We start from the raw sequence: 13,100 nt of genomic DNA, 5'->3' as shown, positions 1-13,100 counted from the left end.
CCGCGGCGCGCGCGGGCGTCCTGCGGGTGGTACGGGTTTCCGCCGCCGGAGCCTTCTCGGCGCGGCGGGCCGCGGCGGGGCGGGCCGGCGCCTCGTCGCGCGCCGCAGCGCCCGACCCTGCGCGGGCGGAGGCGCGGGAGGGCGTGGTGCCCGCGCGCGCGGCGGGGGCGGGCCTGGCGGCGGCGCGGGGCGCCGGGCTCGCGGCCGCCTTCGGGGCAGACCTGGCGCGCGACGGCGCGGCGGGCTTCGGCGCGGCCTTGGCAGCGCGGGCCGGGGTAGTGCGGGCAGGGGTGGCGCGGGCCGGCGCGTCCTTCCTCGCCGTGGCGCGGGAGGCGGGGGCGGGCTTCGCCGGAGCGCGGGCCGGGGTCGTGCGGGCGGAAGCCGCCTTGGTCGGGGCTGCCTTGGTCGGGGCCGCCCTGCTGGGAGCGGCGCGCTTCGGCGTCTTCGCCGGAGTCCGGGCCGTGGAGGCCTTCGCGGCAGGAGCCCTGCTCGCCGGGGCCTTCGCGCGGCTCGCCGGCGCGGCAGCCCCGGCGCGGGTGCCATTGGAGGTGCGGGATGCGGCCGCGGGCGCCTTCGCCCGCGCGGGGGCGGCCGGGGCCTTGGCACGGCCTTCGGGCTTGGAGGCCCCCGCCCGGGCGGGGGCAGGCTTCGCCGGCCGCGCCGCAGTCTTGGCCGCCGCCGGCTTGGCCGCGCGCGCTGGCGCCCTCGCGGCCGGTGCCTTGCGGGCGCCGGCAGGGGGCTTCGTCCCGGTGGTCCGGCTGCGCGTGCCGCCGGTGGGTTCCTTGGGGGTGCGGGCCATGGCTCGCTCCTCTCTTCCGTCGCTGCCTCGTGGCGCCGCGCGCGGCGCCGGGTTCAGTTCGTCCCGTCCGGCGCCGCGAGGGGCGGCGGGGCGTTCTCATCAGAAGGGCCGGAAGTGGCTGTGGTTGCGCGGGCCCGCAAGGCCCGTATCGCCGTCGCGCTCGCCGGGTGCTCCCGCGCGGGCACGAGGCACCACGGCGCGTGCCCGCCTGAACGGCGTGACGGCGCGCGCCCATGGAATTGGCGCGACGTCTCCGCCATCAGCGCACCGCAGGGGCTGCGGTGACGGCGCAGCGCCCCCGCCGCGGCGCCGTGCAGGGCCCGCCGTGTGTAGCCCGGGCGCGGCAGCACGGCCATCGGCGTGCCGCGCGCCAGCTTTCGCCAGCGCCGCCATCGCGGCAGCTGCACCATGTTGTCGGCCCCCATGATCCAGACGAAGCTGGCGCGCGGGAACAGGCGGCGCAGGCGGGAGAGGGTGCGCTCCGTCTCCCGCAGCCCCAACCGCGCCTCGATGTCCACGGCGATCACGCGGCGGCCATCCGCGACGCGGCGGGCCGAATCGAGCCGCTCCTCGAAGGGCGCCATGCCCGCGCGCGGCTTCAGCGGGTTGCCCGGGGAGACGAGCAGCCAGACCTCGTCCAGCCGCAGCACGTGCAGCGCCATCTCCGCCACGTGGCGGTGGCCGGCATGGGCGGGGTTGAAGGAGCCGCCGAGCAGCCCGATCCGCGCCCGCCGCCCGTCGCCGTAGCGGCCGGGCTCGCGGTGTGAAGGGGCAGGGCGGGGCGAGGGCGCCCTCTCGCGGCCAGCCGGCGGAACAGGGGGCGGCATGGGGGCTAGAAGCCCCCCCGCGATGCAGGATCCGGTGTCAGGGTGTTCGCACCGAGACGGTCACCGGGCGCTCCGCCAGCCCCTCATAGGTCGCGGTGACGGTGCGGCCCGCCTCCGTCGGCAGGGCGGGTGAGAAGCCGCCGAGGGAGATGATGTCCCCCGCGCGCAACCGCCTGCCCTCGCTCTTCAGGTCCTGGACCAGCCAGGGGATCGCGTTCAGCGGGTGCCCCAGAAGCGCCGTAGCCGGCACGCGGGACAGCTCCTTCTGATCATTGGCCAGCACCACCGTCATGGACCCAAGCCGGGCCGCGAACTCCGCCGTGGCCTGGACCGGGATGGCGTCGCCCAGCACGCCCAGCCGGGCGCCGACGTTGATCGCCACCAGCCCCGGCCCGCTCATCTGCCCCGGCGCGAAGACGAGGTCCGGCATCTCGATGAAGGGGATCACCTGGTCGAGGTGGCGCAGGATGGCGACGTGGTCCGTCCCCGCCTCGTTGATGCCCTCGTCGCGCACCCGCACCAGCAGGTCGCTCTCCACGTTCGGCACGGCGCCGAAGGCGGCCGGGACCTCGGCGGGGCTGCCCGCCGTGCCGCGGGCGCGGACCGTTGCCTGGAAGATCGTGCCGCGCACGGGGTGCGGGATCCCGAAGCGGCCCTGCGCGGCGGCGTTGGTCAGCCCGACCTTGTAGCCCACCGGCGGCCCCAGCCGCTCCGCCAGGATCGCGACGATCTTCGCCCGCGCGCAGGCCGCGTCCTCCATCGTCAGCCCCGGGCCGTAGCCCTGGGCCGGGCGGTTGGCGAGGATGTCGCCCGCCATGCGCTGCACGTCGGCGTCGGACGGGCAGGAGGCCCGCGCGGCGCCTCCTCCGACGATAAGGGCCGTGGCGGCCAGCAGCGCGATGCGGCGCATGGGTGTGATCCTCCTCCGGGCCCGGGTCCTTCCCGTGGCAGGCCGGATCAGGGACGAACCTGTCCGGTCCCGATCACATGGTAGCGCCAGGTGCAGAGCTGCTCCAACCCGACCGGCCCGCGCGCGTGCAGCCGGCCGGTCGCGATGCCGATCTCCGCGCCGAAGCCGAACTCCCCGCCGTCGCAGAACTGGGTGGAGGCGTTCCACAGCCCGACCGCGGAGGAGAGGCCGTCGAGGAACGCGCGCGCCACCTCCGCGTCCTCGGTGATGATCGCATCGGTGTGCTCGCTGCCGTGGCGGCGGATGTGCTCTAGCGCGCTCTCCACCCCGTCCACCACGGCGACGTTGAGGATCGCGTCCAGCCATTCCGTGGAGAAGTCGGCCTCGCCCGCGGGCTCCAGCCCCGGCACGATCGCGCGCGCCGCCTCGTCCGCGCGGAAGCTGCAGCCCAGGGCGCGCAGATCGTCCACCAGCACCGGCAGCAGCGCGGGGGCGACGGCGCGGTCGATGAGCAAGGTCTCCGTCGCGCCGCAGACGCCGGTGCGGCGCATCTTCGCGTTCGCCAGCACGGAACGCGCCATGGCGGGATCGGCGGCCGCGTGGATGTAAGTGTGGTTCAGCCCCTCCGCATGGGCGAGCACGGGCACGCGCGCCTCCTGCATCACACGCGTCACCAGGCCCTTGCCGCCGCGGGGGATGATAAGATCGATCAGCCCGGCGGCGGCCAGCATGGCGCCGACGAAGGCGCGGTCCGTGTTCGGCGCGACCTGCACGCAGGCCTCGGGCAGCCCGGCCGCGCGCAGGCCCTCCACGATGCAGGCGTGGATGGCTGCGGCGCTGTTCAGGCTCTCCTTCCCGCCGCGCAGGATCACGGGGCTGCCGGCCTTCAGGCAGATGGCGGCGGCATCGGCGCCCACATTGGGGCGGCTCTCGTAGATCATGCCCACCACGCCGATGGGCTGGGCGACGCGGCGGATCACCAGGCCGTTGGGGCGGGTCCACTCCGCCAGCACGCGGCCCACGGGATCGGGCAGGGCCGCCACCTCCTCCAGCCCGCGCGCTATCGCCTCCACCCGCGTGGGGTTGAGGGTCAAGCGGTCCTTGTAGGCGGAGGAGAGGTCGGGTGCGCCGGCCAAATCGGCCTCGTTCGCGGTCAGGATCTCGTCCTGCCGCGCGCGCAGCGCTGCGGCGGCGGCCAGCAGGGCCGCGTCCTTCGTCGGTCGCGGGGCGAGCGCCAGGATCGTGGCGGCGGCGCGGGCGGCCTTGGCGGCCTCCTCCAGCGCGGCGCGGGCGATGGCGGCGGGATCGACGATCGCGTTCATGGCTCTGAGGTAATCCCGCGCGGCGATGAGGGGAAGCGCCGCGCGGCGCGCCGGTGCGCGGGACAGACCGGCGCGGCCCGCGTGACCGCTAGTCGCGGCGGGCGCCGCGTACGATCCATAGCGTGGCCGCCAGCACCATCGCGTCCTCCATCAGCCCCGTGGAGACCTGCCCATGGTGCCGCATGGAGCGGATCCGGGCGTCGAAGGTGATGTAGGAGGCCGCCACGGCGGTCGCGGCGCCAAGGAAGGCGGCGAAGCCCCGCCTCTCGCGCGGGGCCAGGGCCATGCCCGCCACCGCGCCGGTCACCATCCGGGCCGCGATGCCCGGCGCGATGATCCGGTCCGGCGCGGAGGGGAGCTTGTCCCCGATCAGCTCCCCGACCGCGAGCGCCACCGCGCCCCAGGACGCCCAGGGGTGGGAGAGGATCGACGGGGCGCCGTTGTCGCGGGGCAGCGCGCCGCGCCGGGCCGCGAGGGTGACGGCAGCGAGCGGCGTCATGGACCGCATGCCGCCGGGGATGCCGATAAGCAGGGAACGGAACAAGCGGAGCCTCCGGGCGGCAGGGTTGCCCCCGCCCAACGGCCCGCGCGGGACCCGGTTCCCTCAGACCAGGACCATGTCGTCCCGGTGGACCATCACGTCCCGCCCGCGCCAGCCGAGGATGGCCTCGATCTCCGCGCTGCGGCGGCCGGCGATGCGGCGCGCGCTCTCCGCGTCATAGGCGGAGAGGCCGCGGGCGAGCTCCCGCCCGTCCAGGGCGCGGACGGAGACGGCGTCGCCCCGGTCGAAGTCGCCCTGCACCTCCCGCACCCCGGCGGGGAGGAGGGAGCTGCCTTCCGCCAGAGCCTTCGCCGCGCCGTCATCCACCACCAGCCGCCCGTGCGGGGCGAGGGAGCCCGCGATCCAGCTCTTGCGGGCGGAACGGCCCTCCGGCGCCGGAAGGAACCAGGTGGAGCGCGCCCCCGCCAGCATCGCGGAGAGGGGGTTGTTCTCCTTCCCGATCGCGATCGCCATGGCGCAGCCCGCGCCGGTGGCGATCCGCGCCGCGATCAGCTTCGTCCGCATCCCGCCGGAGGAGTAGCCGGGCGGGGGCTCGCCACCCATCGCCATGATCTCTTCCGTCACCCGCTCCACCAGGGGCAGGTGCCGCGCCTCCGGGTCGCGGCGGGGATCGGCGGTGTAGAGGCCGTCGATGTCGGAGAGGAGGACCAGCGCGTCCGCCTCGATCATCTCCGCCACCCGGGCGGCCAGGCGGTCGTTGTCGCCGAAGCGGATCTCGGCGGTGGCGACCGTGTCGTTCTCGTTGATCACGGGCACGCAGCCGAGGTTCAGCAGGGTCTTCAGCGTCTCCCGCGCGTTCAGGTAGCGGCGGCGGTCCTCGCTGTCCTCCAGGGTCAGCAGCACCTGGGCGGCGGTCATGCCGTGAGCGGCCAGCGCCGATTCCCATGCGCCCGCCAGGCGGATCTGGCCCACGGCGGCGGCGGCCTGCTTCTCCTCGAGGCGCAGGGCGCGTCGGGTGAGGCCGAGCTGGTGGCGCGCCAGGGCGATGGAGCCGGAGGAGACGAGCACCACTTCCGCCCCGCCCTTCCGCAGCCGCGCCACGTCCGCCGCGACGGAGGCCAGCCACGCCTCCCGCGGCGCCGCCGTCGCCGGGTCCACCACGAGGGCGGACCCGATCTTCACGACGACGCGGCGGGAGGTGGCGAGGGAGGGCGAGGACATGCCCGCGCCGTTACCACGGGCGGGCTGCCGCCGCGACAGGGCGCGGGATCAGGGCACCCCCGAGGGCGATGCAGGACCGGGCGAAGCAGGACCGGGCGCTGCAGGACCGGGTGGGGTCGGTCCGGGGCGGGTTCCCTCTCCCGGCTGCAACGCCTCGTCCTCCGCGGTTTCCATCCGGTCCTCCGCCTCGCCGCCCTGCTTGCGGACCTCCCCGTCCTCCGGGCCGACGCGCCGGCGCTCGAGCCGCCGCACCCGCTCCTCGAAGCTTTCCTCGCGCTCGCTCATGGCCGGTTCTCCTTCAGGCATGGGAACGCGGGGCGGGGGAGGGGGTTCAGGCCGGCTGCTCCTCCACCGAGGCCCGCAGCGTCTGCTCGGGCAGGCCGAGGACGAGGAAGAAGGCCGCCGTCATCACCGCGGCGCTGAGGCTGAAGCAGCCGAACAGCGCGGTCCGGTAGGCCTCGGACAGCACGGCGTGCTGCTCCGGGGTGAGGGCGGCGAGGGCGGCGGCCCCGCCGCGCGTGATCGCCTCCACGTCCACGGGCCCGGCCAATCTGGCGGCGAGGATGGCGCCGGACGCCGCCACCCCCACCGCGCCGCCGAGGGAGCGCAGGAAGGTCATCGCGCCTGTCGCGGCACCCAGTTCCTTGTAGGCCACGGCGTTCTGCACGGCGGTGGTGAGGTTCGGCATCCCCATCCCCATGCCCAGCCCCAGCAGGGCCAGAGCGACGAGGAAGGCGGGGGTCGGGGCGGCGAAGTAGGAGAAGGCGGCCAGGGCGCAGAGCGCCACCGCCTCCAGCCCGATGCCCCAGAGCATGAAGATCTTGTTCTTTCCCATCCGCGCGGCCGCCCGGCCGCCGAGGATCGAGGTGAGCACCATCCCCGCGACCTGCGGCAGCATCATCGCCCCCGCGCTCGCCGGGGTCATGCCGAGGACGAGCTGGAAGTAGAGGGGCAGGAAGACGGTGGAGCCGAGCATGGCGAAGACCATCATCCCGCCCACCGCCACCCCGCGGGAGAAGACGGGGTTGCGGAACAGGCCGAGCCGGACCAGCGGGTCCTCCGCCCGGCTCTCCCGCCAGACGAAGCCGGCGAAGAGCAGGACCACCAGCGCCGCCATCCCCGCGCTGGGCAGGGAGGACCAAGGGAACTCCGTGCCGCCCCAGGCCAGGTAGAGCAGGAGGGTGGCCGTGAAGCCCGCCATCAGCAGCACCCCCGGCAGGTCCAGCGGCTTGCGCCCGCCGGAGGGCGGGGTGCGGAGCCCGAAGCCGATCAGCAGCAGCGCCACCGCCCCCAGCGGCAGGTTCACGTAGAACACCCAGCGCCAGGAAATGGCCGAGGTGATGACACCGCCCAGCAACGGCCCCGCCACGCTGGCCAGGGCGAAGACCCCGGTGAACAGCCCCTGGTAGCGCGGCCTCTCCCGCGGTGGGATCACGTCGCCGATCGAGGCCATGGCCAGCACCATCAGCCCGCCTGCCCCCAGCCCCTGGAGGGCGCGGAACCCGATAAGCTGCCCCATCGACCCCGCCGCCCCGCAGAGGAAGGAACCGGCAAGAAACACCACGATCGCAACGAGGAAGAGCTTCCGCCGCCCATAGGTGTCGGAGAGCTTGCCGTAGAGCGGGGTGGTGACGGTGGAGGACAGCATGAAGGCCGTGACCACCCAGGAGAGGTGCGCCATCCCCCCGAGATCCGCCACCATGCGCGGGAGGGCCGTGTTGACGATGTTCTGGTCCAGCGCGGCCAGCAGCATGCACAGCATTGCCCCCGCGAAGACCGTGCGGCGGGGTGCCGGCCGGGGCGGGGGAGGGGAGGTGGCGGAATCCGGCGCGCTCGTATCGGGCATTCCCTGGCCGTTCCCCCTCGTGCCGGCATCCTCCGCGGCGGATCGCCGCGCAGCGACAGCCCGGCGCGGATCGGCCCTCCGCCGCGCGCAGGGGGCGGGTTGCGCCCGCCAGACCCGCGGATGATCTTGCGTCACCCCGCCAACGCGGGCGGCCCGGGATCGTTCAGTCGGACATCATGAGCTTCCACGCCCTCTACCGTCACGGCTTCGCGCGGGTCGCCGCCTGCACCACGCGGGTCCACCTTGCCGACCCCGCCGCCAACGCCACCGCCATCCTCGCCGCCGCGAGGGAGTGCCACGCGCGCGGCGCAGCCCTGGCCGTGTTCCCCGAGCTGGGCCTCTCCGGCTACGCCATTGACGACCTGCACCTGCAGGACGTGCTGCTGGACGCGGTGGAGGAGGCGGCCGCGCGGTTGGTCGCTGAATCGGCCGGGCTGCTGCCGGTGCTGATGGTGGGCGCGCCGCTGCGCCACATGGGGCGGGTTTATAACTGCGCCCTGGTGATTCATCGCGGCCGGCTGCTGGGCGTGGTGCCGAAGATCCACCTGCCGAACTACCGCGAGTTCTACGAACGGCGCTGGTTCGCCTCCGGCGCGGGGACGGAGGGCGGGACGATCCGCGTGGGCGGCCACGGCGCGCCTTTCGGCCCCGACCAGATCTTCGCCGCCGATGACATGCCCGGCCTCGTGATCCACACCGAGATCTGCGAGGACCTCTGGGTGCCGGACCCGCCGAGCAACGCGGGTGCCCTGGCCGGTGCCGTGGTGCTGGCGAACCTCTCGGCCAGCAACATCACGGTTGGGAAGGCGGATACGCGCCGGCTGCTCTGCGCCTCCCAATCCGCCCGCTGCATCGGCGCCTATATCTACGCCGCGGCCGGGGCGGGCGAATCCACCACCGACCTCGCCTGGGACGGACAGGTCTCGATCTTCGAGAACGGCGCGACGCTGGCCGAGAGCGAGCGCTTCCCCGCCGAAGGGCAGACGGTCTTCGCCGACATCGACCTCGACATGCTCCGGCAGGAGCGGGCGCGGCAGGGCACCTTCGACGACAACCGCCGTATCCACGCGCGCCCCTTCCGCACCGTGCCCTTCCGCCTGGACCCGCCGATGGACGACATCGGCTTCGAGCGGCGGGTGGAGCGCTTCCCCTTCGTGCCTGCCGACCCCGCGCGGCTGAACCAGGACTGCTACGAGGCCTACGCCATCCAGGTCTCCGGCCTGGTGCAGCGCCTGACCGCCATCGGCAACCCGAAGATCGTCATCGGCGTCTCCGGCGGGCTGGATTCCACCCAGGCGCTGATCGTCGCCGCGCGCGCGATGGACCTGATGAAGCGGCCGCGCACGGACATCATCGGCTTCACCATGCCGGGCTTCGGCACCAGCGCCGGCACGAAGAGCAGCGCGCACCGGCTGATGGCGGCGCTGGGGATCGACGCGCGGGAGCTGGATATCCGCCCCTCCGCCACGCAGATGCTGCGCGACCTCGGCCACCGCTTCGCGGGCGGCGAGCCCGTGTACGACGTGACCTTCGAGAACGTGCAGGCCGGGCTCCGCACGGACTACCTCTTCCGCGCCGCGAACAACGAGAACGGGATCGTCCTCGGCACCGGCGATCTCTCGGAACTGGCGCTGGGCTGGTGCACCTACGGCGTGGGCGACCAGATGTCGCACTACAACGTCAACGCCGGCGTGCCGAAGACGCTGATCCAGCACCTGATCCGCTGGGTGGCGGAGGAGGGGATCTTCGAGGCGGAGGTTTCCGACATCCTGACCGGCGTGCTGAACACGGAGATTTCGCCGGAACTGGTGCCGGCCGATGCCGCGGGCGCCCTCCAGAGCACCGAATCGAAGATCGGCCCCTACGCGCTGCAGGACTTCAACCTGTTCTACACGCTGCGCTACGGCTTCCGCCCCTCCAAGATCGCCTTCCTGGCGCTGCGGGCCTGGGGCGATGCGGCGCGCGGCGCCTGGCCGCCCCACTTCCCGGAGGAGCGGCGCGGCGCCTACGACCTGCCGGCCATCCGCCGCTGGCTGGAGGTCTTCCTCGGCCGTTTCTTCGGATTCGCCCAGTTCAAGCGCTCCGCCATGCCGAACGGCCCGAAGGTGGCTGCGGGCGGCTCCCTCTCCCCGCGCGGGGACTGGCGCGCGCCCTCCGACGGCAACGCGGCGGCCTGGCTCGCCGAGCTGCGGCGCAACGTGCCCGAGTCGTGACCCGGCAGGTGTGGCGGGAATGCCGAATTTGCCCGGATTTACTGGATAAACCCGCCATCCCACTTGTTGACCCCCCGGCTTCGTGGTGATTTCGGCGACCACGCGCAACAGACATCAGGCGGATCACATGGCAAAGGCAGCGGCACCCAAGAAGCCCGCGGCGAAGGCTCCGGCGGCGAAGGCCCCCGCGAAGGATGCGGCGGCGAAGCCCGCGGCCGCCGCGGTGGTCAGCCTGAAGCAGCTCGCGGCCTCCCTCGCGGAGAGCCACGACATGCCGAAGAAGCAGGCCGAGACGCTGGTGAACGACTTCGTCGCCTCCCTGGCGGACCACCTGAAGGAGGGCGCCAAGATCCGCATCAACGGGCTCGGCATCCTCGAGGTGAAGTCCCGCCCCGCCCGCATGGGCCGCAACCCCGCAACGGGCGAGCAGATCCAGATCGCGGCCTCCAAGAAGATCGCCTTCCGCCCCGCCAAGGAGCTGAAGGAGGCCGTCTGACGGCCCTTCCAGGGGATCCGGGCCGGCCCACCGGCCCGGGCACCCGCGCCCGGCCCCGCGTGGGGGCGGGCCGCCACCCCGCGCAGGGCGCGGGCACGCCGGCGCAGGCCGGACATCCATCGCTTTTCCCGTCGAGCGCTCTCCCCGTCGAGTCCGGTCGATTCCGGCAGGTCGCGCGGCCCCTGAACTCTGGGCACGGACCGACAGCGAAGGCCGATCGGACCGCCTTCCACGTCCACGGTCGCCGGGCGCCTCGCAGCAGGGCGCGCGCCCGGGCTTGCCGCCGCGCCCCGCGGCCATTATCTGGCTGAAGGTCTGGCCGCCTCTTTATCGGCACCTGCCGCGCGGCCCCCGTTCCTCATTCCTCTCGAGTACACCTGCCGTCCATGACGTCCCGCACCGATCCTGCCGTTGCGGCGGAAGCCGATCGCGCGTCCGCGCCCGAGTCCGTCCTCTGGCAACACGCGGCGTTCTGCCGCCTCGCCCTGCCGGTTGAGCCGGGGGCGGAGGCGTGGCGGCGCGAGGGGCTGGATGCCGTGATCCGCATCGCCCCGGGCGCGGCGGGGGAGACCTTGCCGGACGGGCCGGGTCTGCGCCTGCTGCTCGCCTTCCTGTGCGACTCCGCGCTGCGCGCCGGCGGGGCCACCGTGGCGCTGGGCGCGGATGCCGCGGCGCTGGCCGCGCGGATGGGCCTGTCCGAGGGCGCGGCCACCCCGCTGGCCGAGCAGATGGACCGGATCCTCGGTGCCCGGATCACCGCTTCCGTCGATGGCGGGCCGGAACTGGCGGTGCTCGACGCCCGCAGCCGCCCGCGCGGCGGCGGCTGGCCCGCGCAGGTGAAGCTCAACGCGCGCTTCCTGGCGAGCCTGGAGTCGAGCGCCGTGCCGCTGGACCGCGGCATCCAACGCGCCCTCTCGGGTTCCGCCGAGGCGATGGACGCCCATGCTTGGACGCGCGAGGCGCTGGCCCGCGCGGGGGCGGAGGCCACGGTGACCACCCCCTGGCCGGAGCTGCAGGCCCGCTTCGGCGTGCCGGGCGCCTCGGCCGAGGCCTTCCGCGAGGCCTTTGAGGGCGCGCTCCGGCTCGTCTTCGAGGCGGACCTGTCGATCGAGCTCGCGGTGGATGATGATGGCGTGAGCGTGCGCCGGGCGCAGCCGCAGGAAGCGGCCGCTGTTGAGGCGCCTGTCCCTGCTGCGCCTGCCCCGGCCGCACCCGCCCCTGCTGCACCGATTCCGGAAGCGCCGCTCCCGGCACCCGTCCTCCCCCAGGAGGCACCTGCCGCTCTGTCTTCCCCCGTGGCGGAGGAGACTCGCCCGCGGGAGGATCGCCGCCGCGACGAGCGGCCTCGTGATGAGCGCCCCCGGGAAGAGCGCCCCCGGGAAGAGCGCCCCCGTGAGGAGCGGGTGCGTGACGAGCGGCCGCGCGAGGACCGCCCCCGCGAGGACCGCTCGCGCGAGGATCGCGGCCGCGACGACCGGCGCCGCCGCGACGAGGGCGCCGAAGGCCCCGTGGACGCGATCATGGACGACATGATCCGGCTGCGCTCCCACCTCACGGGCCTGCCGCAGGTGGTCTGGCTGCGGCGCGGGCACGGGGAGGAGAACATCCTCGTCGGCGTCACCCCCGGCACGCGCATGGACACGGACCGGCTGACGGTGCTGATGGTGGAGCCCATCGTGATGCAGGTCAGCGGCGGGCTCGGCCAGAACGACTTCGACCGGGTCTCCGCCTGGGTGATGGCGAACCGCGACCTGATCGACGAGTTCTGGGAGGGCAACATCGCCTCCGCCGAGGAGGTGAACAGCCGCGTTCGCAAGGCCCCGGGCCCGACCTGGCGATAGCTGCCGCGGCCTTGTGAGGCCGCGCCCCCTGACAATTCCCGGCGCCGTCCCGATCTGCACGGGGATGGCGCCCGTCTTCCTCAACCGCATCGGCACGGCCACCCCGCGCCATGAGGTCCACGGCACCTTCCGCGCTTTCGCGGAGGGGCTGATCCCCGAGGGGCGCGAGCGCCGCCTCTTCTCCCGCATGGCCGACCGGGCCGGCATCGCCCGCCGCTGGAGCGTGCTGGAGCCCGATGGCCGCCCGGGGCTGGTGGACGCGGAGGGCTTCTACGCCCCCGGCGGCTTCCCCTCGACCCGCGCGCGCATGGCGCGGTGGGAGGCCGAGGCCCCCGCCCTGGCCTTCCGCGCGCTGGAGGCGCTGGGGCCGGTGGAGGGCATCACGCACCTCGTCACCGCCTCCTGCACCGGCTTCGCGGCGCCCGGCCTGGACCACGCCATCTCCGCCCGGCTGGGCCTGGCGGAGACGGTGGCGCGCACGAATATAGGCTTCATGGGCTGCCAGGCCGCCATCGTGGCGCTGCGGGCGGCCAACGACATGGTGCGCGCCGACCCCGCCGCGCGCGTGCTGGTGGTGAACCTGGAACTCTGCACCCTGCACCTGCAGGAGAGGCCGGAGGTGGAGCAGCTCCTCTGCTTCCTCCTCTTCGGCGACGGCTGCTCCGCCGCCCTCGTCAGCGCCGATCCGCAGGGGCTGCGGCTGGACGGCTTCCGCTGCGCCCTGATGCCGGAGGCGGAGGAGCAGATCGCCTGGCGCGTGGGCGACAACGGCTTCGACATGGTGCTCTCCGGCGAGGTGCCGAAAAGCCTCTCCCGCGCCCTGCCGCCGCGCCTGCCCGCGCTGCTGGACGGGGCGGAGTCGGCCGCCTTCGACCTCTGGGCGATCCATCCCGGCGGGCGCTCCGTGCTGGACGCGGTGGAGGAATCCTGCCGCCCGCCACAGGGGGCGCTCGCCGCCTCCCGCGCGGTGCTGGAGGGGCACGGGAACATGTCCTCCCCCACGGTCATGTTCGTGCTGCGCGCGATGATGGAGGAGCGGGAAGGGGGGCGGCGCGGCATCGCCATGGCCTTCGGCCCCGGCCTCTCGGCCGAGACGATGCGTTTCGAGACCGTCTAGTGCTCC

The 13,100-nt window shown here is 74.3% G+C and carries 11 protein-coding genes; 4 read left to right on the top strand and 7 right to left on the bottom strand.

The window, feature by feature from the left end; translation table 11 throughout:
* Positions 1-852: 852 nt before the first annotated feature.
* The 7 genes from VQH23_RS25395 to VQH23_RS25365 all read right to left on the bottom strand — a co-directional run bounded on the left by VQH23_RS25395 (position 853) and on the right by VQH23_RS25365 (position 7,427).
* Complete coding sequence (locus tag VQH23_RS25395; protein WP_338663472.1) at positions 853-1,626, bottom strand: nicotinate-nucleotide adenylyltransferase; 774 nt, start codon at positions 1,624-1,626, stop codon at positions 853-855.
* 37 nt (positions 1,627-1,663) lie between these two features.
* A complete protein-coding gene (locus VQH23_RS25390; RefSeq protein ID WP_338663470.1) occupies positions 1,664-2,536 on the bottom strand; it encodes a hypothetical protein in 873 nt (290 codons plus the stop codon).
* 47 nt (positions 2,537-2,583) lie between these two features.
* Positions 2,584-3,858 carry a glutamate-5-semialdehyde dehydrogenase gene (locus tag VQH23_RS25385; RefSeq protein WP_338663469.1) on the bottom strand — a complete coding sequence of 425 codons (1,275 nt, stop codon included), beginning with the start codon at positions 3,856-3,858 and terminating at the stop codon, positions 2,584-2,586.
* 88 nt (positions 3,859-3,946) lie between these two features.
* Positions 3,947-4,402: a DUF4126 family protein gene (locus VQH23_RS25380; protein WP_338663468.1), complete on the bottom strand. Its 456-nt coding sequence runs from the start codon at positions 4,400-4,402 to the stop codon at positions 3,947-3,949.
* Positions 4,403-4,462: 60 nt separating this feature from the next.
* On the bottom strand, positions 4,463-5,581 hold the full coding sequence (gene proB / locus VQH23_RS25375; protein WP_338663467.1) for a glutamate 5-kinase: 1,119 nt from the start codon (positions 5,579-5,581) through the stop codon (positions 4,463-4,465).
* A 48-nt stretch (positions 5,582-5,629) separates the two neighbouring features.
* Positions 5,630-5,866: a hypothetical protein gene (locus VQH23_RS25370; protein WP_338663466.1), complete on the bottom strand. Its 237-nt coding sequence runs from the start codon at positions 5,864-5,866 to the stop codon at positions 5,630-5,632.
* Between the two features lie 46 nt (positions 5,867-5,912).
* The gene (locus tag VQH23_RS25365) at positions 5,913-7,427 is read right to left on the bottom strand and encodes an MDR family MFS transporter (RefSeq protein ID WP_338663465.1); all 1,515 of its coding nucleotides are present in this window, start codon (positions 7,425-7,427) and stop codon (positions 5,913-5,915) included.
* Between the two features lie 176 nt (positions 7,428-7,603).
* Between VQH23_RS25365 and VQH23_RS25360 the strand changes: the two genes are divergently transcribed.
* The 4 genes from VQH23_RS25360 (at position 7,604) to VQH23_RS25345 (ending at position 13,094) form a co-directional block, all read left to right on the top strand.
* Complete coding sequence (locus tag VQH23_RS25360) at positions 7,604-9,640, top strand: NAD(+) synthase (RefSeq protein WP_338663463.1); 2,037 nt, start codon at positions 7,604-7,606, stop codon at positions 9,638-9,640.
* 127 nt (positions 9,641-9,767) lie between these two features.
* Positions 9,768-10,136 carry an HU family DNA-binding protein gene (locus VQH23_RS25355; protein WP_209375196.1) on the top strand — a complete coding sequence of 123 codons (369 nt, stop codon included), beginning with the start codon at positions 9,768-9,770 and terminating at the stop codon, positions 10,134-10,136.
* Between the two features lie 386 nt (positions 10,137-10,522).
* Positions 10,523-11,977, top strand: a complete 1,455-nt coding sequence (locus VQH23_RS25350; protein ID WP_338663459.1) for a replication protein RepA — start codon at positions 10,523-10,525, stop codon at positions 11,975-11,977.
* 64 nt (positions 11,978-12,041) lie between these two features.
* Entirely contained in the window at positions 12,042-13,094 is a 1,053-nt protein-coding gene (locus VQH23_RS25345) for a type III polyketide synthase (protein WP_338663457.1), read from the top strand.
* Positions 13,095-13,100: the final 6 nt, after the last annotated feature.

Source organism: Pararoseomonas sp. SCSIO 73927 (assembly GCF_037040815.1).
Taxonomy (GTDB): Bacteria; Pseudomonadota; Alphaproteobacteria; order Acetobacterales; family Acetobacteraceae; genus Roseomonas.
This window is presented reverse-complemented; position numbering and strand designations above follow the sequence as displayed.

Coding starts and splice junctions, on each gene's coding strand:
- VQH23_RS25370 (WP_338663466.1), bottom strand. CDS start 5,866: ATGAGCGAGCGCGAGGAAAGCTTCGAGGAGCGGGTGCGGCGGCTCGAG.
- VQH23_RS25360 (WP_338663463.1), top strand. CDS start 7,604: ATGAGCTTCCACGCCCTCTACCGTCACGGCTTCGCGCGGGTCGCCGCC.
- VQH23_RS25345 (WP_338663457.1), top strand. CDS start 12,042: ATGGCGCCCGTCTTCCTCAACCGCATCGGCACGGCCACCCCGCGCCAT.
- VQH23_RS25355 (WP_209375196.1), top strand. CDS start 9,768: ATGGCAAAGGCAGCGGCACCCAAGAAGCCCGCGGCGAAGGCTCCGGCG.
- proB (WP_338663467.1), bottom strand. CDS start 5,581: ATGTCCTCGCCCTCCCTCGCCACCTCCCGCCGCGTCGTCGTGAAGATC.
- VQH23_RS25350 (WP_338663459.1), top strand. CDS start 10,523: ATGACGTCCCGCACCGATCCTGCCGTTGCGGCGGAAGCCGATCGCGCG.
- VQH23_RS25390 (WP_338663470.1), bottom strand. CDS start 2,536: ATGCGCCGCATCGCGCTGCTGGCCGCCACGGCCCTTATCGTCGGAGGA.
- VQH23_RS25395 (WP_338663472.1), bottom strand. CDS start 1,626: ATGCCGCCCCCTGTTCCGCCGGCTGGCCGCGAGAGGGCGCCCTCGCCC.
- VQH23_RS25365 (WP_338663465.1), bottom strand. CDS start 7,427: ATGCCCGATACGAGCGCGCCGGATTCCGCCACCTCCCCTCCCCCGCCC.
- VQH23_RS25385 (WP_338663469.1), bottom strand. CDS start 3,858: ATGAACGCGATCGTCGATCCCGCCGCCATCGCCCGCGCCGCGCTGGAG.